The following is a 17,701-nucleotide window of genomic DNA, read 5'->3' on the forward strand; positions in this document are numbered from 1 at the left end:
TCCCGCTCGATTCCCTCTGTGACCGAACGCGAAACGTCGGCGGTGCGACCCGGCCCGGTCACGGCTGTCCGATCCGGAAGCCGACGCCGCGGACGGTGATGATCCAGCTGCTCGAACCGAGCTTGCCGCGCACGCTGCTGACATGGGTGTCCAGGGTGCGCCCGCGCTGCGACCAGGCGTCGTCCCAGACCTCGGTCAGCAGCCGGCGGCGGGAGACCACCGTGCCGGGCTGCGAGGCCAGCAGGTACAGCAGGTCGAACTCCTTGCGCGTCAGGTCCACCGTCGTGCCGCCGAGGGTGGTGACCCGGGTGCCGGCGTCGATGCGCAGCGGGCCCTGGTCGATGACCCGGGAGACGGCGGCCGGCCGCAGCCGGACCCGGCGCATCACGGCCTCCATGCGGGCCAGCAGCTCGCGGAACCCGTACGGCTTGACCAGGTAGTCGTCCGCGCCGGCCTGGAGTCCGAGCACCCGGTCGAGTTCGGAGCCGCGCGCGGTGACGGCGATGACCGGGGTGTCGCTGACGGCGCGGACTGCCCGGCACACCTCCAGCCCGTCGAGGTCGGGCAGGTCGAGGTCGAGCAGGACGAGGTCGACGTCGCGGTGGGCCTGGAGCGCGGCGCCGCCGGTGGCCACGCTGTCGGCTTCGTACCCCTGCCGCAGCAGCCCCTGGACCAGCGAGTGTGCGGCCCTGGCCTCGCTCTCGACCACCAGGACGCGCAGCGCTCCCGCCGGCGCGGTGCGGCCGTCGGCCGCCGTGCGCGGCGGGAGCGCTGCGCCGTACGCGCGGGGCACGGCGGCGGAGTGCGGACGGCGGGTCTCCGGCCGGACGGCGAGTAGGTCCACGGCGTGTCTCTTCATCTGCTCCCCCTGGCTCCTGAGGCACAGTCGCGTCGTCGGCTTCTGCCCAACGCTTCTGCTCAACCACAGCACGGGGACAATACCAAACAGACTTGTCTGATTGTCAATGGAGATGCGAGCCGTATGCGAGGTCGCCCCCATCACTCGCGGCGCTCGCCTCCGACCAGCAATGTTGCTAAATGACACGGGAGTTGACGACGGGTCGCGCGCGGGGCGAGGAACGGCAGGGATCTGGCACAGTCGCACCCACGGCACGATTGAACCAAGCAAGTCTGTATGGTTACCACCTCGAATGTCATGACAAATAGGACATTCGAGGCAATGCACAGCGCGCTCAAGAGTTGCTTGAACCGACATTCCCGAGACTCTTGAAAAACCCGACCGACCTGTCTGTACCTTGTCTCTCGCAGGTTCGTCCGGCCGCTGAGGGGGGTGGCCGCCGACGTCCTGCTTGCTCACCCCTGCCCATTCGGATCGACAGGAGTGCCGCAACACATGCCGTACCTCAGCTCCACCGTGCCGATGTCCGTACAGGGCCCCGCGTTACCGGTCGCGCCCAGGACACCGAAGCCGTACGGAACCACCATGCGCCCGCCGCTCACCACCACGGTGCCGCGCGAGTACGTCCACCGCGCCGCGGTCTCCGAGGTCCTGCTGACCGGCTGGGAGCCCGCCGCGTACTCCGGGGCCGGCGACCGCTTCCTGGTACGGGCGCAGTGGCCGCGCGGCCACTCGCTCTTCGCGCCGGCCGGGGGCTACCAGGACCCGATGCTCCTGATCGAGTCGATCCGGCAGATCGGCTCCCTGCTGGCCCACGCCGAGTACGGCGTACCCTTCGGCCACCAGTTCCTGATGTGGGACATGTCCTTCACGGCCAGGCCCGAACTGCTGCTGGCGGACGCCACGCCCACCGAGGTGGAGCTGCACACCGTCTGCCGGGACGTCGCCCGCCGTGGCCGGAACCTGAGCAGCATGCGCTACGACGTCACGGTCGTGCGCGACGGCGCTCCACTGGCCACCGCCGGCGCCGCCTTCAGCTGCACCAGCCCGGCCGTCCACCGGCGGCTGCGCGGGGACCGTCCCACGAGCAGCCACCGCCCCACCCCGCCGGCCGTCGACCCGGCCCTGGTCGGGCACACCTCCGACCGGCACGTCGTCCTGGCCGAGCCCGAGCCGGGCACCGCCGGCCGCTGGGAACTGCGGGTCGACACCACGCACCCCGTCTTCTTCGACCACCCGGTGGACCACATCCCCGGCATGGTCCTGATGGAGGCGGCCCGCCAGGTGGCCCACGCGTCCACGGGCCTGAACGACGCCCTCGTCACCAGCCTGACCAGCGAATTCTTCCGCTACGCCGAGTTCGACGCGCCCTGCTGGATCGAGGCCGAGCCGCACTCCGGCGCGCCGGGCCGCGTCAAGGTGCGCGGGGTCCAGAACGACCGGACGGTGTTCACCGCCGACATGCTGCTGAGTCCCCGCACCCGCTGAGGCACCGCACCCGCCGAGCCGCAGGACCCGCCGCCGGTGAACCGCCCGATCCCCGATGGAGTGTGTCGTGATGTCCCGATGGGAGAGTTCCCGCGTGCCCACCGTCCTGATCTCCGGCGCGGCCGGCTTCGTGGGCCGCCACGTCGTACGGGAGGCCGGGCGGCACCGGGCCTCGCTGCGGCTGATGTCGCACCACCGCCCCGTGGGCCCCTCCCCCCACACCGTCGTCCGGGCGGACCTGGCGGCACCCGCCTCGCTGCACGGCGTGTGCGAGGGGGTGGACGTCCTGATCCACTGCGCCGCCCGGATCGGCGGGTCCGACGAGGCCAACGAGGCGGTCAACGCCCGCGGCACCGCCGCGCTCGTGGCGGAGGCCCGTCGTGCGGGAGTGCGCCGCATCGTCCACCTGAGCACGGCGTCCGTCTACGGCCGCGGAACGTTCCGCGGCGGCCGGCCGGCCGAGCTGACCCGCAACCCGCGCTCCGCGACCTCGCGGACCCGGGCGGCCGCCGAGGACGCCGTCCTCGCCGCCGGCGGGACCGTCCTGCGCCCCCACCTCGTGTACGGCGTGGGTGACGTCTGGGTCCTGCCGGGCCTGGCGGGACTCCTGCGCGCCCTGCCCGGCGGTGTCGCCGGGTGGACCGCGGCCATGTCCCTGGTCTCCGCGACCGACCTGGCCCGGCTCCTGGTGGCCTCCGCCCTGGCGCCCGCCGGCACGCTGACCGAGTCCGTCTACCATGCCGTGCACCCGGCCCCGGTCGCCGCGTACGACCTCCTGCGCGCGGCCGCCGCGTGCACCGGAGCGCCCTGGCCGCAGCAGCGGCAGATCACCGCCGACCGGGCGCGCTCGGTGCTGCGGACCCACCGCGAAGCCGCGTACGCGCTCGATCTCATGACGAGCGACCACGTCTTCGACGGCGCGCCGCTGTGGCGCGAGCTGCGGCTCGCCCCGGGACCCTGCTTCGGCTCCGACTTCCCGCGCCTGGCCGGCTGGTACCGGACCTCCCTCGTCACCGCCGCCTGAGGCGCGGGGGGGCGCCCGCGGCGGGGCGACTTGCCGAAGTGGGGCCCGCAATCGCCGCCGGAGGAGGTGAGGGGGGTGTGGCCGATCAATTCTGGCGGGTGTGGCGGTCTGCAGGGTGTGGACCGGACGGAAGGGGCGTGGGATGCGGGTTGTGGTGAGCGAGTTCATCAGTCTGGACGGGGTCGTGCAGGCGCCGGGAGGGCCGGACGAGGACACCGACGGCGGGTTCGCGCACGGCGGGTGGTCGCATCCGTTCTTCAACGAGGTCGTGGGCGGGGCGTTCGCGGACGCGGTGGAGAAGGCCGACGCGCTGCTGTTCGGGCGGCGGACCTGGCAGACCATGGCCGCGGCGTGGCCGGGGCGGGCGGGTGACCCGTTCGCGGACCGGATGAACGCGCTGCCGAAGTACGTGGTGTCCGCGACGCTCGGCGAGGACGAGCTGACGTGGAACGGGACGCGGCTGATCGGCGGGGCGGACGCGGTCGGGCGGATCCGCGGGCTGCGGGCCGAAGCGGGCGGGGACCTGGTCGTCATGGGCAGCCCCACGCTGGTGCGGACCCTGCTGGCCGAGGGGCTCGTGGACGAGCTGCGGCTGATGATCATGCCGGTGCTGCTCGGCGGCGGGAAGTCGGTGTTCCCCGGGGACGGCGCGATGCGGACGCTGGAGCTGGTGTCGAGCGTGACGAGCGACACCGGGGTGCACGTGTGCACGTACCGGCCGGCGGCGCCGTCGGCCTGACGGGCCCGGCCGGGTCCGGCGGACGTGTCCGGCAGCCCGGCGGGTCCGGCCGGCGGGTTCGGCCGGCGGGTCCGGCGGCGGTCCGCTCGCGCGGGTGGCCGCGGCCGGACCCCGGCCGTCCGCGGGGCGGGGGCGGCGCGGTTCAGGCCGCCCGGACGGTGTCCTCGTACCAGGCGCGGGCCCCGGCGAAGTCCTCCTCGAAGCCCGGGCCGGGCTCCTCGCCCAGGTCCGCCCACAGCCGGGAGCCGTCGAACCAGTGGTCGGTCGCCAGCATGCCCAGGCCCGTGACGGTGTGCCCGCGCGCGACGAGCGCCTCACTGGCCTGCTCCACCGTCAGCTGCCGCCGGGCGGGCGGGAGTCCGGCGCAGTCGGCGGCCGCGCGCAGCAGCCGGGCCGCGCTCACCGGCTCCGGGTGCACCGCGTGGTACACCCGGGCGCTCAGCGCCCCGGCCGGCGCGAGGGCCGCCCCGAGCAGCAGGCGGGCCAGCTCGGCGGCGGAGACGACGGACAGCAGGGCTTCCCCGCCCACCACTTCATGGCGCAGGGCGCGCATCGCCCCCGCGATCACCGGCACCACCCAGACGTCGCCCTCGCCGTGGACGATGTGGGGGCGCAGCACGGTGCCCCCGGCCGCGAGAACGGTGTCCTCGGCGGCCGCGCGGGTCTGCGAGGTGGGCGATCCCGGGCGCCGGACGAGGTCTTCGGCGCGGGCGCCGATGAACGTGCCGCGGCCGTACACGGACGCCGTGCTCAGGTGGACGATCCGGGACACCCCGGCGCGGCGGGCCTCGGCGACGAGGGCCTCGGTGCCGCGGGCGTTGACGGCCTCGTTGGCCTCGGGGGTGCCGCCGATCTGCGAGGCGCAGTGGATCAGCACGTCCACGCCCTCGCAGGTGCCCTGCAGGGTGTGCGGGGCGGCGAGGTCGGCGGTGACGGTGCGGACGCCGGCGGACCGGGGTACGGCGGGCGGCCTGCGGTGGGACATCAGCGTCAGGGCGGCCGTCCGACCGGCCGCGGCCCGGGCGACGTGGCTGCCGATGAACCCGGAGGCTCCGGTGATCATGATGCTGGGCACGGGGCACACTCCTGGCCTGCGGCGGGACGCTCAGCCTAACGGGTGGTCACGGGCCAGGCAGCGGAGGTGCGTTGCCCGGGCCGGCGGGCCCGGGCGCGGGCCGGTTCACGTGGTTTTCTGTGACTTGAGCTTGTGCCAGACGCGGCTCAGGGCGGACAGGTCCTCGGGGTCGAGGAGGTCGGTGAAGGCGGGGGCCAGGGCCTCGCGGCGGGTGGCGTCGGCGGCGGCGAAGAGGGCATGGCCGGCGTCCGTGAGGGAGACCTCCACCGAGCGGGCGTCGCGCGGTGACGGGGTGCGTATCACCAGGCCGCGGGACTGGAGGGTGTCGAGGACCCGGGAGACCTGGCTGCGGCTGAGCAGGGTGCTGTTGCCGAGCGTGGACGCGGGGACGGGCTCGGGGCTGGCGGCCAGCCACAGCATGACCTCGAACCAGGACACGGGCAGGTCGTGCGCCTTGACCAGGGCTTTGTCCACGCGGTCGGTCAGCGTCTGGCCGGCCCAGACGAGCCCGTAGAAGGCGTGGTCGGCCGTGGGCATCTCGGCTGCGGTGAGCTTCTTCGGCATGCCGTCCAGTTTAGGGGTTGCGTGTGCACACACATGAATCTATGGTGTGTGTACACGCACATAAATTCTGCTCCTGTGACCTGCGAAAGAGGCCCCGCCATGCCGTACGACGCCGCCACCGCTTCCGATGCCCGTACCGTCCTGATCACCGGCACCTCCTCCGGCATCGGACTGGCCGCCGCCGTGGCCGCCGCCCGGGCCGGCTGGCGGACCGTGGCCACCCTGCGCGACACCGGCCGGGCCGGCGCCCTGCGCAAGGCGGCCGCCGAGGCGGGTGTCGAGATCGACATCCGGCAGCTGGACGTCGTCGACGAGCAGTCCGTCGCCGCCGCCGTGGCCGGGGTGGTCGCCGACTACGGCCGGCTGGACGCGGTCGTCAACAACGCCGGCGCCGGGCACGTCGGCACCCTCGAAATGGAGACCGTCGCCGACGTCCGCGAGGTCATGGAGGTCAACTTCTTCGGCGTGCTCAACGTCTCCAAGGCGGCCCTCCCCCACCTGCGGGCCACCGGCGGCCGCCTGATCACCGTGACCAGCGTGGGCGGGGTCGTCGGCCAGCCGTTCAACGAGGCGTACTGTGCGGCGAAGTTCGCCGTCGAGGGGTACATGGAGAGCCTGGCGCCGGTCGCGGCCGCCGTCGGCGTGCACGTGTCCGTCGTCGAGCCGGGGGCGGTGGCGACCGAGTTCGTCAACAACATCGGGCTGGACCTGGAGGCCGAGATCGCCGCGGCCGGCCCGTACGCGGACGCACTGCGGAACTACATCGCGCGCACCGTCGGCCAGTTCGCGTCGGACGCCGCCCAGACCCCGGCCGAGGCGGCCGGGGCGGTCCTCACCGCCCTGACCGCGGACCGCCCCGCCTTCCGCCTCCAGACCTCGGCCTGGGCCACCGCCTTCACCGCCACCAAGCTGGCCGACGGGGACGGCTCGGCGGTCCTGGGCATGACGGGGAGCTGGGTGGGCTGAGGCCGTCCGCCGCGGGCCACCGCCGTCAGCCCTTGCGGAAGTGGGTGGTCGGGGGGAGGTCGGCCGGTCCGATGTGGGGGCGGGCGGCGGAGAGGAGCCAGTGGCCGTTCGCGGCGCGGTGGAAGGTGAGGGTGTGGGTGAGGGCGTAGGCCTCGTACGGGGGTGCGCCCGGGCCGGAGACCTCGTGGAAGAGGCGGGTGAGCTCTTCCAGTTCGAGGGTCGCGGTGGTGCCGGAGACCTCGGGGGTGCCGGTGGCCGGGTCGGTTTCGGCGCGGGAGTAGCCGGCGCCGATGCCGTGCAGGCTGCGGCCGCGGGCGGCGAGGGCGTCGAACTCGCCGCGCAGGGTGTCGGCGAGGGGGGCGGTGAGGACGTCGGCGGGCACGCGGGAGCCCTCTGCGGTGACGGCGGCGGCGCGGTGGGCCAGGTAGGTGTCGGCGATGCGCAGCATCTCGCGGGACTCCGCCGCCGAGGCCGCCGTCGGGCCGGTGCCGGTCTGCACGGCGAGGGCGGTGCCGGCGCCGGCGGTCAGGACCAGGGCGGCGATGGCGGGGCCGGTCAGCATGCGCATGGACTCTCCTCGGGGTACGGGATCTCCTCCCTGAACACGTCGTGACGGGGGCGGCGGTTCTCCGGGGCGGGGAACCGCCGACTCCCGCGGGCGCGGCCGCCGGTGCTTCCGTGCCCGTGCCCGTGCCCATGCCCGTGCCCGGGAACGGCGCCGGCCCGGTGGCGGGTTGCCACCGGGCCGGGCCGTGCCGTGCGGGGTGCGGGGCGGGCCTTTCGGGGCTCCGCCCCGGACCCCGCGCCTCAAACGCCGGCGAGGCTGGAAGTGCCCCGGCGCGCTTCGACTCCGACGCTGGAAGTGCCCCGGCACGCCCCGGAACACCTCGGCTCCGACGAGGCCGGGAATGCCCCGGCGACGTACGGGTCCGGCCCGGGACGGCAGGGTCGCTGCCGGGCCGGGCCGGAGTACGGGGTCAGTCGACCAGCTGGTGTTCGCGGGCCGGGGCGGACTGGGCCTGGCGGGCCGCAGGGATGTGGTTGAGCTTCTCGCCTTCGACGTCGACGTTGGGGAGGGCCTTGTCGAGCCAGCGCGGGATCCACCAGGCGGACTTGCCGAGGAGGGCGAACAGGGCCGGGACGATCGCCATGCGGACGACGAACGCGTCGAAGAGGACGGCGGTCGCCAGGCCGAAGCCGATCATCTGGATCATGTCGTTGGCGTCCAGGATGAAGCCGGAGAACACGCTGATCATGATCGCCGCCGCGGCGGCGACCACGCGGCCGCTGTAGCGGAAGCCGGAGACGACGGCCTCGTCGGGCCCGGCGCCGTGGGCGTAGGCCTCGCGCATCCGGGAGACCAGGAACACCTCGTAGTCCATGGCGAGGCCGAAGACGATGCCGATCATGAAGATCGGCATGGTGCTCATGATCGGACCGGTCTGGTCGATGCCGAAGACGTCCGCGAGCCAGCCCCACTGGAAGACCGCGACGACGGCGCCGAGGGCCGCGCTGACCGACAGGAGGAAGCCGAGGGCCGCCTTCAGCGGGACCAGCACCGAACGGAAGACCAGGACCAGCAGGATGAAGGCGAGGCCGACGACCAGGCCCAGGTAGGGCACGAACGCGTCGTCCAGCGTCTTCGAGAAGTCGATCAGGCTGGCGGTCTGGCCGGTGATCAGCACCTCGCCGCCGGTCTTGTCCTCCAGGCCGCCGGCGAGCGCGCGCAGGCTGCGGACGAGCTCCTCGGTCTCCTTCTCGGCCGGACCGGTGGTCGGGATGACGTTGACGATGGCGGTGTCGCCCGCCTCGTTGACGACGGCCGGGGCCACCGAGGCCACGCCGTCCTCCTTGGCGAGGGCGCCGCCGACGGCCTCGCCGGCCGCCTTGGCGTCCTTGGCGCTGACCGTGACCGTCAGCGGGCCGTTGAAGCCGGCGCCGAAGGAGTCGGACAGCATGTCGTACGCCTTGCGCTGGGTGGTCTCCTCCGCCATGGTGCCCTCGCCCGGCAGGCCGAGCTCCAGGCTGGCGGCGGGCACCGCGAGGGCGCCGAGACCGACCACGCCGACCAGCAGGACGGCGATCGGGTTGCGCAGCACGTAACGGGCCCATCGGGTGCCCAGGTTCGGGCGGGCCGGGTCCTTCTTCGCGGCGCGGGCGGCGGCCTTGGCGGTGCGCTTGGCGGCCGCGCGCTCCTGGCGGGGCTTGAGCGGCTGCGGCCAGAACAGGTGGCGCTCGCGGCGGCCGAGGACCTTGTACGGGGCGAAGCCGAGCAGCGCGGGGACCAGGGTCAGCGCGATGAGGACGGCGACGGCGACCGTGCCGGAGGCGGCGAGGCCCATCTTGGTGAGCAGCGGGACGTTCACCACGGACAGGCCGGCCAGGGCCACGATGACGGTGAGGCCCGCGAAGACGACGGCCGAGCCGGCGGTGCCGACGGCGCGTCCGGCGGCCTCCTCACGGTCGCGGCCCTCCAGCATCTCGGAGCGGTAGCGGGAGACGACGAACAGGGCGTAGTCGATGCCGACGGCGAGGCCGAGCATCATGGCCAGGCTCGTGGTGGTGGCGGACAGCCCGAAGGTGCTGCCGAGCGCGGTGATGCCGGAGATGCCGATGGAGACGCCGATGGTGGCGGTGAGCAGCGGCATGCCCGCAGCGAGCATCGAGCCGAAGGTCAGCAGCAGGACGATGGCGGAGATCAGGATGCCGATGCCCTCGGCGGAACCGCCCATCTCGGCCTCGATCTTGACGGCGTCACCGCCGGCCTCGACGGTCAGGCCGCCGGACCGGGCCTTCTTGGTGATCTCGTCGAAGGCGTCGTGGGCCTTGTCGCTCACCTCGGGTCCGGGGACCTTGTAGGTGACGACGGCGTAGCCCGTGGTGCCGTCCTTGCTGATCGTCTGCGTCTGGAACGGGTCGGTGGAGCCGACCACCTCGGGGGCCTTGGACAGCTCGCCGACCAGCTTGGTGACGGCGGCCTTGGTGTCCGCGTCGGCCAGCTTGCCGCCCTTGGGGGCGCGGACCACGACGCGGGCGGTGGCACCGGAGGCGCTGGCCGCCGGGAACTTCTCCTTGAGGAGGTCGAAGGCCTTCTGCGACTCGGTGCCGGGCATCGAGAACGTGTCGGCGGGCGGCGGGGGCGCCGAGGACGCCGCGACCCCTATGCCTCCGAAGATCAGCACCCACAGCAGGACCATCAGGCCCCGGCGCCGGAAGGCCAGGCGGCCCAGTTTGTACAGGAAGGTGGCCACGGCTCGTGGACTCCCATCGGATCGGCCGGACAGGCAGGACTACGGACTCAGAACGCGGCGACTATAACAAACCGCATAGCCGGTTTGCTTAACGATGATGGTTTTACGCCATCGGCCCATCCCGCCCCACCGCGGAACGCGCACCGGATCGCACATTGTGCGCCATGTCGAACAATGTACTTATGAGCGAACGGTGTTCGCAAGTACGCACACTGTTCGGAAGTGTCGCCGGGAACCCTGCCGGAAGTCCACCCGAGCCCGGTGGAGCCCCGCTGGACCGTGGCTGGACCGCCGCGAAACCGCGGCCGAAAAACGAGAAACGCCCGCAACCCCCAGGTCAGGGGGTTCGGGCGGACGATTCGGGCGCGGCGTACGGGAGTTCGCCGCGGCGCCGGGTTACGCGGGGCCGGACAGGCCGGCGAGCCGGGCCTCCAGCCCGTCCAGCATCCGGTCGAGGCCGTATCCGAACAGGTCGGTCGAAGTGTCCAGCAGGTCGTCGCCCTGCCGGGCGTCGAACAGCGCGTTCAGCATCGGATACGGGCGCACCGCTTCGGACATGACCGGAACCATGCGCTCGGCCCACTCCTCCTGGGTCTGCCCGCTGTGGGAGAGCGCCGTCAGGAACGCGGCCGCGCTGGTGCCCATCCCGACCACGTACGCGAGCAGCGCCTTCATGGCGCGGTCCGCCTCCGCGAGCGGGAAGCCGCCGGCCTCGAACACGGCGAGCAGGCGGTCGGTGATGCGGAGCATGTTGGGTCCGAGCGAGGAGAACGAGGCGCCGCCCAGGACGGACACCAGCCACGGGTGCCGCAGGATCACGGCGAGCAGGCTCTGCGCGCTGGCCACGCTGCCGGCCCGCCAGCCCTCGGGGCCGCCGGCGTCGGGGACCTCCATCTCGCCGTACACCTCGTCGACGACCAGCTCGATCAGCTCGTCCTTGTTCGCGACGTGCGAGTACAGCGAGGTCGCGCCCGCGTTCAGGCGGGCGCCCAGGCGGCGCATGCTCAGGGCGTCGACGCCCTCGGCGTCGAGCAGGAGGATCGCCTCGGCGACGATGTGCTCCCGGCTCAGGGCCGGCTGCTCGCGGCGGCCGCGCCGGGGCCGGGTCCACACCGACGGGATCGTCTTTTCCTTGGCTGCTGCGGGCATGCGGCTCCCCTTTCTCGTCACTGCAGGATAACCGCACGTACGCACAGCGTGCGGAATCGGGAACACCGTACGGCGCAACCGTGCGGTGCGGCCCCGTGGGGAGGAACCCTGCGGTGATGGCGGCCGGGCCGGCGGCGTCCGCCCGCCGCCGGCCCGGCGGCTGCCCGCGCGCGGCGGCCTCAGGTGGCGGCGGCGCCGGCGAGCAGCCCCTCGGTGACCGTCCCGGCCACGCGGCCGAGGTGGTCGGCGATGTAGAAGTGGCCGCCGGTGAAGACCTCCAGGCCGAATCCGCCGGTGGTGTGCCCCTGCCAGGCCTCGGCCTGCGGGACCGTCACCATCGGGTCGGCGTCGCCGATCAGGGCGGTGACCGGGGCGGCCAGCGGCGGGCCGGACTGCCAGCCGTAGGTGGCGAGGGCCCGGTAGTCGGCGCGCAGCGCCGGCATGACCATCTCCAGCACGTCGGGGTTCTCCAGCATGGCCTGGTCGGTGCCGCCGAGCCGGCGGCACTCGGCGAGGATGTCGGCGTCCTCCCACAGCAGGTAGTGGGCGCAGCTGCCCTGGACGTCGGGGGCGCCGCGGCCGGAGAGGAACAGCCGCTCGGGGCCGGGCAGTCCGTCGTGGCGGGCGAGCGCGCGGGCGGTCTCGTACGCGATGAGGGCGCCCATGCTGTGGCCGAACAGCGCGTACGGGCGGCCGGGTTCGGCGGCGATCCCGCGGGCCAGCTCGGCGGCGACGGCCTCGACCAGGGCGGTCAGCGAGGTGAACGGCTCCTCGCGGTAGCGCTCCTGGCGGCCGGGGTACTGCACGGACAGCACGTCGAAGCCGGCGGGCAGGGCGCGCGCCAGGTGCATGTAGGCCGTCGCGGAGCCGCCGGCGTGCGGGAAGCACACGAGCCGGGGGCCCGTTCCGCCGTCCGTGTAGCGCCGGAACCACGTGCTGTTCACTGTCGGGGTGTCCCTTCGTCCGGGCCGGCCCGGCAGCGGTTCCCGGGCGGGTTCCGGCGGGCTTCGGCGGGTCTCGGCGGGTCTCGGCGGGGGCCGGGCGGCTCAGGGTAGCCGGAAGGCCCGCGCCCGGGGCTGGACACTTGAACACCCCCGGGTGCGGGCCCTCCTGCGGCTCCTCACCTGCCCGCGGCGGCCGTTACGAGGCCTCCGACCAGGCCGGGTAGCGGGACGTGCCGCCCGCCGCGGACCCGTACAGGTCGAACGTCGACACCCGGCGCGGGCCCGCGACCACGTCGAGCGCCGGGTCCACGGCCAGCATCGCCTGGTGCAGGCGCTGCAGCTGCGGGGACGGCTCCACGCCGAGTTCGTCGATCAGGCGGTTGCGCAGCCTGCGGTAGACGTCCAGGGCGGTGGCCTGCCGGCCGGACCGGTACAGCGCGACCATGGCCTGCGAGTGCAGGCCCTCGTGCTGCGGGTGCCGGGCGATCAGCTCGGCCAGTTCGGCGATGACCTCGACGTGCCGGCCGAGCCGCAGGTCGGCGTCGATGCGCCGCTCCACGGTCACGAGCCGGCTCTCCTCGAGGCGCATGACCTCGATCTCGAGGATCGGCCCCACCCGTACGTCGACCAGGGCCGGGCCGTTCCACAGGGCGAGCGCCCTGCGGAGCAGGTCGGCCGCGCGTTCGTCGTCTCCTTCCTCGAACGCCTGCTGTCCGCCGGCGACGAGGCCGTCGTACTCGTGGACGTCCACCGCCTCCGGCGGGATCTGCAGCACGTAGCCGCCGTGCCGGGTCGCGAGCACGTCCTTGGCGCTGCCCGGCACGCCCGGGCCCATGGCGGTGCCCAGCCGCCGGCGCAGCTGCAGGATGTACGTCTGCAGGGTTGTGAGTGCGCTCTGCGGAAGCTCGGTGCCCCAGATCTCCTCCATGAGGGTCTGTACGGGTATCACCCGCCCCGGGGAGAGCGCGAGCAGCGCCAGGATCTGGCGCGGCTTGCCAGCCGTCGGAACAATCGAGCCCCCGTTGACCTCGGCACTCAACGGACCCAGAACCTGAATCCTCACGCTCTCCTCCGCATTTCGTCGAGTTCCCATCGATTTACAGCCTTCGACTCCGGCACGGTAGCCGGGTCCAGTACGGTGCCCCGGAAATCTTGAGCGGGCTTCGAGTCGCCCTCCGTCCCGACCGGTTGCCCTGGGAAAACACAGTGATAGATTCCGTTCATGGGATAAAAGCCGGCTCTTTTTCTTTCTCCCGCCGGCCTTCGTGTCTTTCCGCAGATCCCGTCGGTTCGCCGGGAGGAGGCACCATGGATTTCGGCGCACACGGCGCCCGTGGCACGGACGGTGACACCGAGGTGGACTTCCGCGTCCTGGGCCCGGTGGAGGTGCTCGACCGGAGCACGGGCGCGTACGTCGCGCCGGCCGGGTCGAAGCAGCGGGCGCTGCTCGGCGCGCTGGTGGTCCGGGCTGGCCACGTGCTGTCCGCCGAGCGGCTCATCCACGAGCTGTGGGGCGACCGGCCGCCCGCGAGCGCGGTCAACGCGCTCCAGGCGCACGTGGCGCGGCTGCGCCGGCTGCTCCAGGACGGGGCTCCGGACGGTGCCGGCCAGAGCTGGATCGCCACCCGCACGACGGGCTACCTGCTGCGGCCGGGGCGGGCCACGACCGACGCGCAGCGCTTCCACCGGCTGTCCGCGGAGGGGCGGGCCCGGCTGGGCTCCGATCCCGAGCACGCGGCCGAGCTGCTGCGCGGCGCGCTCGCGCTGTGGCGGGGGCCGGCGCTGGAGGGCAGTGCGCAGGGGCCGATCTGCACGGTCGAGGCGGACCGGCTGGAGGAACTGCGGCTGACGACGCTGGAGACGCTGTACGACGCGAACCTGCGCAGCGGGCGGCACGCGGAGGTGCTGTGGGAGCTTGAGCGGCTGACGGCCGGGCATCCGATGCGGGAGCGGCTGTACGACCTCCAGATGCTCGCGCTGTACCGGTGCGGGCGGCAGACCGAGGCGCTGGGCGTGTACGAGCGGGCGCGGCGGCGGCTGGTGGACGAGCTGGGGGTGGAGCCGGGGCCGGCGCTGCGGGACCGGATGGAGGCGATCCTGCGGCATGCGCCGTCGCTGGAGCTGCCGGGGGGTTCGGCGGGGGGGCGTCTGCCCGGCGGGGTGCCGGAGGCGGGCTGCCTGGTGCCCGAGCGGTCCGGTGGGCCGGACGGGGTGGCCGGGGGGACGGATGGGGAGGCCCTGCGGGAGCTGGGGCTGGAGATTGCGCGGTTGGGGGCGCGGATCGAGTCGTTGAGCCGGGAGCAGGAGGCGTTGATACGGCGCTTCCGGCTGCTGGCGCCGGCGGGGCCGGGCGGCTGAGCGGGGCGGGGTGCGGGCCGGGCCTTTCGGGGCTCCGCCCCGGACCCCGCGCCTCAAACGCCGGCGGGGCTGGGATGTGCCCGGCCGGGCTGGAGTTGCCCGGCGGGGCTGGAGTTGACCCAGGGTGGGGCGGTCAGCCCGGCGGGACGCACGCCCGGCCCTTCGGGGCTCCGCCCCGGACCCCGCGCCTCAAACGCCGGCGGGGCTGGGATGTGCCCGGCGGGGCTGGAGTTGCCCGGCGGGGCTGGAGTTGACCCAGGGTGGGGCGGTCAGCCCGGCGGGAGGTGGTCCCGTGGGGCTGGAGGTGGTGCGCCCGGCGGGAGGTGGTCCCGTGGGGCTGGTTTTGGCCCGGTGTGCGGAGACCCCCTGGCGCTTCGGGCGGCAGGGGGTCTCCGGGGTCAGGCGGCGCAGTGTGGGGGGTGGCCGTGGTAGGTGGTCATCTCCTGGAAGAGGGATCCGATGTCCAGGGGGGTGCCTTCGGGGAGGCCGTGTTCCTCGGCGTAGGCGCGGTGGAGGTTGGGGAGGAGGCGCTCGGAGTCGAGGAGGGCGGCGTGCGGGCCCAGGTCGGTGGCGCGCGCCAGGTCCAGGGGGGTGGCGCCGGCCGCGACGCCGGCGGCGGCGAGGCGCTGGAGCCAGTGCAGGTAGGCCGCGTTGGCGTCGAGGAGCTCCGGGCCGCCGACGGGGCCGTGGCCGGGGACGACGGTGGTGGCGCCGAGGTCCCGCAGCCGGTCCAGGGCGCGCAGCATGCCGGTCACGGAGCCCATGACGCAGAACGGGGTGACCCCGTTCATGACGAGGTCGCCGGTGAACAGGACGCGCTGGTCGGGCAGCCAGACGACGGTGTCGTCGGTGGTGTGGGCGGCCGGCCCGATGTGGATCAGCTCGGCGCGCAGGTCCCCCACGTGGAGCGTCGTACGGTCCCGGAAGGTCAGCTCGGGCGGGGTGATCTCGATGTCGCCCCAGCAGACGTCCGGCCACAGCCCGGCCATGTGCAGGCCGGCCGCGCGGACCATCTCGCGGGTCCGCTCGTGGCCGATGGTGAGGGCCTCGGGGAAGACGAAGTTGCCGTACGTGTGGTCGCCGTGGAAGTGCGTGTTGACGACGGCGCGCGGCGGCCGGGGCGCCAGCCGGAGCGCGGTGTCCCGCAGGTGCCGGGCGCGGCTCTCGGTGGCGGCGGTGTCGACGAGCGCGCTGTGGCCGCCGGAGGCGAGGATGCCGGCGTTGTTGAGGCACCAGCCGCCTTCGGGCTGGACGTACGCGTGGACGCCGTCGGCGACCTCGGTCACGACGGCGGCCGTCCGGCGCGGGACGGTCGTGGCGGCGGGCATGGGTCCCCCATTCTGTTCTGTCGGCGGCGGCGGAAGCGGACGAGACGGGAGCGAGTACGGGAACGGGCCCGGAGCCTGGCTGCACACCGTTTCCGCGCCCCGTTCCGGTTCCGTGCGGTCCGGTCCGGGAAAACGTGAATTCCCGGTGCGGCTCCGGCCGGAGCGGGCGCCGGGAATTCACCGCCCCTTATTTCCGGTGCGGGACGGTGAAAGATAACCGTGCACCGGGTTTTCAGGGCGTGTTCTCGATCGGGTTTCAAGCGTTTCTCCCGGCGTTCCGGAGGGAATTCCGGGGCCGGGTTCAGGCCAGGGCGGGTTCGGGCAGGACGAGGCGGCGGGGGGCGGCGCGGCCCCAGGGGAAGCCGTGGTGGAGGTGGACGGCCGGCGGCCGGGCGTCGTCGACCTCGACGGCGGCCGCCGCCAGCACCTCGGGCACGGGCTCGACCTCCAGGAACCGCCAGCGGACCGCCGAGTCGTCGGCGGGCGGGCGGAACGAGAGGACGCCCCGGTCCTCGGCCAGGGTGAACGCGAACGAGTCGAAGGGCAGGCCGAGTCCGAGGCCGCGGGCCTTGGAGTAGGCCTCCTTCAGGGTCCACAGGCGCAGCGCGCGCCGGTTGCGCGGCCGCCCGGGGGCGGCGCTGGCGATCCAGTGCTGCTCCTCGGGGGCGAAGGTCGCGATGATGTTGTCGAGGCCGCGTTCGGCGCGGTCGAGGCGTTCGACGTCGACGCCGATGCGCAGGCCGCGGGAGACGCCGAGCAGGTTGTAGGCGTTGGCGTGCGACAGGTTGAAGTCGAGGACGCCGCCGCCGCGCGGCAGTCCGCCGGCCGGGGTCTGGAGGAACGGCCGGCCGCGCGAGGAGCGCCAGATGACGGCCTCGGCCTCGGGGATGCCGGTCTCCAGGGCGAGCACGCGGCGGACCAGGGCGTGGGCGACGAGGTACTGGCGGCGGTCGCGTTCGAAGAGGAACCGGCCGGCGACCTCCTGCTCGTTCTCGTCGAGCCAGTACGCGGCGAGGGTGGCGGCAATCCCGGGGGCGAGGTCCTCGTTGGGGCAGAACCACAGGTTGACCGGGGCCGGTCCGGCCTGCGCCGGTCCGGCCGGGTCGAGGGGCAGCGTGGTCATGACGCGCCCTCCTCGCCGTCCAGCCACAGCGGTACGCGCAGGAAGGCGGAGGCGGGCAGCGGCACGGCGACGGTGCCGGGGCCGTGGGCGGGCTCCAGGGCGGTCCAGTCGACGTCGAGCCCGGCCAGCCACAGGCCGCGGAGCTGGTGCAGGTGCCCGGCCTGCCAGAGCGCGGCGAGGTAGTCGCCGGTCTCGGGTACGGCGGCCAGGCCCAGCGGGTCGGCGCCGCCGTCGCGGAGGTCGGCGCAGGGCGCGCCGTCCTCCAGGAACCGCTCCAGGGCGCGGACGAGTTCGCCGGTGCCGGCGACGACGGCGGCGAACCGGCAGTCCATGGCGGCCCGGCCGGTGCGCAGGGCGCGGGCGAGGGCGGGCAGCGGCGGGACCGGGCCGGGGCCGGCGAGCAGGGCGGCGAACCGGCGGGCGGTGGCGGCCAGGTGGGCGGGGGTGGGGGCGGACAGGACGACCAGCTCGTCGGCGGGTTCCGCGGCGGAGCCGTCGGCGGTGTCGGCGGCCGGGGTCTGCGCGGGGTCGGGGACGTACTCCTCCAGGACCACGTGGGCGTCGGCGCCGCCGGCGCCGCGGATGCCGACACAGATCCGGCGGGTGCCGCCGTCGGCGGTCCAGGTCTGGGCTTCGGAGCGGTCCGGACCGGGGGCCAGGATGCGGTGGCGGAGCTGGAGCACGGCGCGGGTGAGGGCGGCGGCGCCGGTGGCGGGGCCGGCGTCGCCGACGAGGGCGCGGACGGATCCGGCGTCCTCGCGGACGCCGGCGTCCCGTGCGTCGAGGCCGGCGGCGCGCAGGGCTTCGCGCAGGACGCGTTCGGCGGGGGCGTC

General features: G+C 74.1%; 16 protein-coding genes. 5 read left to right on the top strand and 11 right to left on the bottom strand.

The genetic code is table 11. The features are described from left to right. Positions 1–58: 58 nt before the first annotated feature. On the bottom strand, positions 59–859 hold the full coding sequence (locus LG634_RS33020) for a response regulator transcription factor (protein ID WP_226739426.1): 801 nt from the start codon (positions 857–859) through the stop codon (positions 59–61). Positions 860–1,354: 495 nt separating this feature from the next. On the opposite strand from LG634_RS33020, the gene LG634_RS33025 reads away from it, so the two are divergent. The 3 genes from LG634_RS33025 to LG634_RS33035 all read left to right on the top strand — a co-directional run bounded on the left by LG634_RS33025 (position 1,355) and on the right by LG634_RS33035 (position 4,110). Beyond that, entirely contained in the window at positions 1,355–2,347 is a 993-nt protein-coding gene (locus tag LG634_RS33025) for a ScbA/BarX family gamma-butyrolactone biosynthesis protein (RefSeq protein WP_308072729.1), read from the top strand. A 94-nt stretch (positions 2,348–2,441) separates the two neighbouring features. Continuing rightward, on the top strand, positions 2,442–3,371 hold the full coding sequence (locus LG634_RS33030; RefSeq protein ID WP_226739428.1) for an NAD-dependent epimerase/dehydratase family protein: 930 nt from the start codon (positions 2,442–2,444) through the stop codon (positions 3,369–3,371). A 142-nt stretch (positions 3,372–3,513) separates the two neighbouring features. Beyond that, positions 3,514–4,110, top strand: a complete 597-nt coding sequence (locus LG634_RS33035) for a dihydrofolate reductase family protein (protein ID WP_226739430.1) — start codon at positions 3,514–3,516, stop codon at positions 4,108–4,110. Positions 4,111–4,252: 142 nt separating this feature from the next. Here LG634_RS33035 and LG634_RS33040 read toward each other — a convergent pair whose 3' ends face one another. Both LG634_RS33040 and LG634_RS33045 read right to left on the bottom strand, forming a co-directional pair. Beyond that, positions 4,253–5,185, bottom strand: coding sequence for an NAD-dependent epimerase/dehydratase family protein (locus LG634_RS33040; protein WP_226739432.1), 933 nt, complete (start codon positions 5,183–5,185; stop codon positions 4,253–4,255). Positions 5,186–5,290: 105 nt separating this feature from the next. Next, positions 5,291–5,749, bottom strand: a complete 459-nt coding sequence (locus LG634_RS33045; RefSeq protein ID WP_226739434.1) for a MarR family winged helix-turn-helix transcriptional regulator — start codon at positions 5,747–5,749, stop codon at positions 5,291–5,293. Positions 5,750–5,848: 99 nt separating this feature from the next. Here LG634_RS33045 and LG634_RS33050 point away from each other — a divergent pair, with 99 nt between their 5' ends. Then, a complete protein-coding gene (locus tag LG634_RS33050; protein WP_226739436.1) occupies positions 5,849–6,715 on the top strand; it encodes an SDR family NAD(P)-dependent oxidoreductase in 867 nt (288 codons plus the stop codon). Between the two features lie 25 nt (positions 6,716–6,740). Here LG634_RS33050 and LG634_RS33055 read toward each other — a convergent pair whose 3' ends face one another. The 5 genes from LG634_RS33055 to LG634_RS33075 all read right to left on the bottom strand — a co-directional run bounded on the left by LG634_RS33055 (position 6,741) and on the right by LG634_RS33075 (position 13,122). Then, positions 6,741–7,283, bottom strand: a complete 543-nt coding sequence (locus tag LG634_RS33055) for a hypothetical protein (RefSeq protein WP_226739438.1) — start codon at positions 7,281–7,283, stop codon at positions 6,741–6,743. A gap of 409 nt (positions 7,284–7,692) precedes the next feature. Further along, complete coding sequence (locus LG634_RS33060) at positions 7,693–9,966, bottom strand: MMPL family transporter (RefSeq protein ID WP_226739441.1); 2,274 nt, start codon at positions 9,964–9,966, stop codon at positions 7,693–7,695. A 396-nt stretch (positions 9,967–10,362) separates the two neighbouring features. After that, complete coding sequence (locus LG634_RS33065; RefSeq protein ID WP_226739442.1) at positions 10,363–11,115, bottom strand: TetR/AcrR family transcriptional regulator C-terminal domain-containing protein; 753 nt, start codon at positions 11,113–11,115, stop codon at positions 10,363–10,365. A gap of 179 nt (positions 11,116–11,294) precedes the next feature. After that, positions 11,295–12,059, bottom strand: coding sequence for a thioesterase II family protein (locus LG634_RS33070; protein WP_226739444.1), 765 nt, complete (start codon positions 12,057–12,059; stop codon positions 11,295–11,297). 196 nt (positions 12,060–12,255) lie between these two features. Then, positions 12,256–13,122 carry an AfsR/SARP family transcriptional regulator gene (locus LG634_RS33075; protein ID WP_226739446.1) on the bottom strand — a complete coding sequence of 289 codons (867 nt, stop codon included), beginning with the start codon at positions 13,120–13,122 and terminating at the stop codon, positions 12,256–12,258. Between the two features lie 245 nt (positions 13,123–13,367). Here LG634_RS33075 and LG634_RS33080 point away from each other — a divergent pair, with 245 nt between their 5' ends. After that, positions 13,368–14,417: an AfsR/SARP family transcriptional regulator gene (locus LG634_RS33080; protein ID WP_264203903.1), complete on the top strand. Its 1,050-nt coding sequence runs from the start codon at positions 13,368–13,370 to the stop codon at positions 14,415–14,417. A 398-nt stretch (positions 14,418–14,815) separates the two neighbouring features. Here the strand turns inward: LG634_RS33080 and LG634_RS33085 are convergent, their stop codons facing one another. The 3 genes from LG634_RS33085 to LG634_RS33095 all read right to left on the bottom strand — a co-directional run. Further along, on the bottom strand, positions 14,816–15,745 hold the full coding sequence (locus LG634_RS33085) for an MBL fold metallo-hydrolase (RefSeq protein ID WP_264203904.1): 930 nt from the start codon (positions 15,743–15,745) through the stop codon (positions 14,816–14,818). Between the two features lie 301 nt (positions 15,746–16,046). Then, positions 16,047–16,868 carry a 4'-phosphopantetheinyl transferase family protein gene (locus tag LG634_RS33090; RefSeq protein ID WP_226739448.1) on the bottom strand — a complete coding sequence of 274 codons (822 nt, stop codon included), beginning with the start codon at positions 16,866–16,868 and terminating at the stop codon, positions 16,047–16,049. Beyond that, on the bottom strand, positions 16,865–17,701 hold an 837-nt coding region (locus tag LG634_RS33095; RefSeq protein WP_443729028.1), incomplete at its 5' end, for a KS-MAT linker domain-containing protein. The genes LG634_RS33090 and LG634_RS33095, both read right to left, overlap by 4 nt.

The sequence above is a fragment of the Streptomyces bambusae genome (genome assembly GCF_020532645.1).
Taxonomy (GTDB): domain Bacteria; phylum Actinomycetota; class Actinomycetes; order Streptomycetales; family Streptomycetaceae; genus Streptomyces; species Streptomyces bambusae.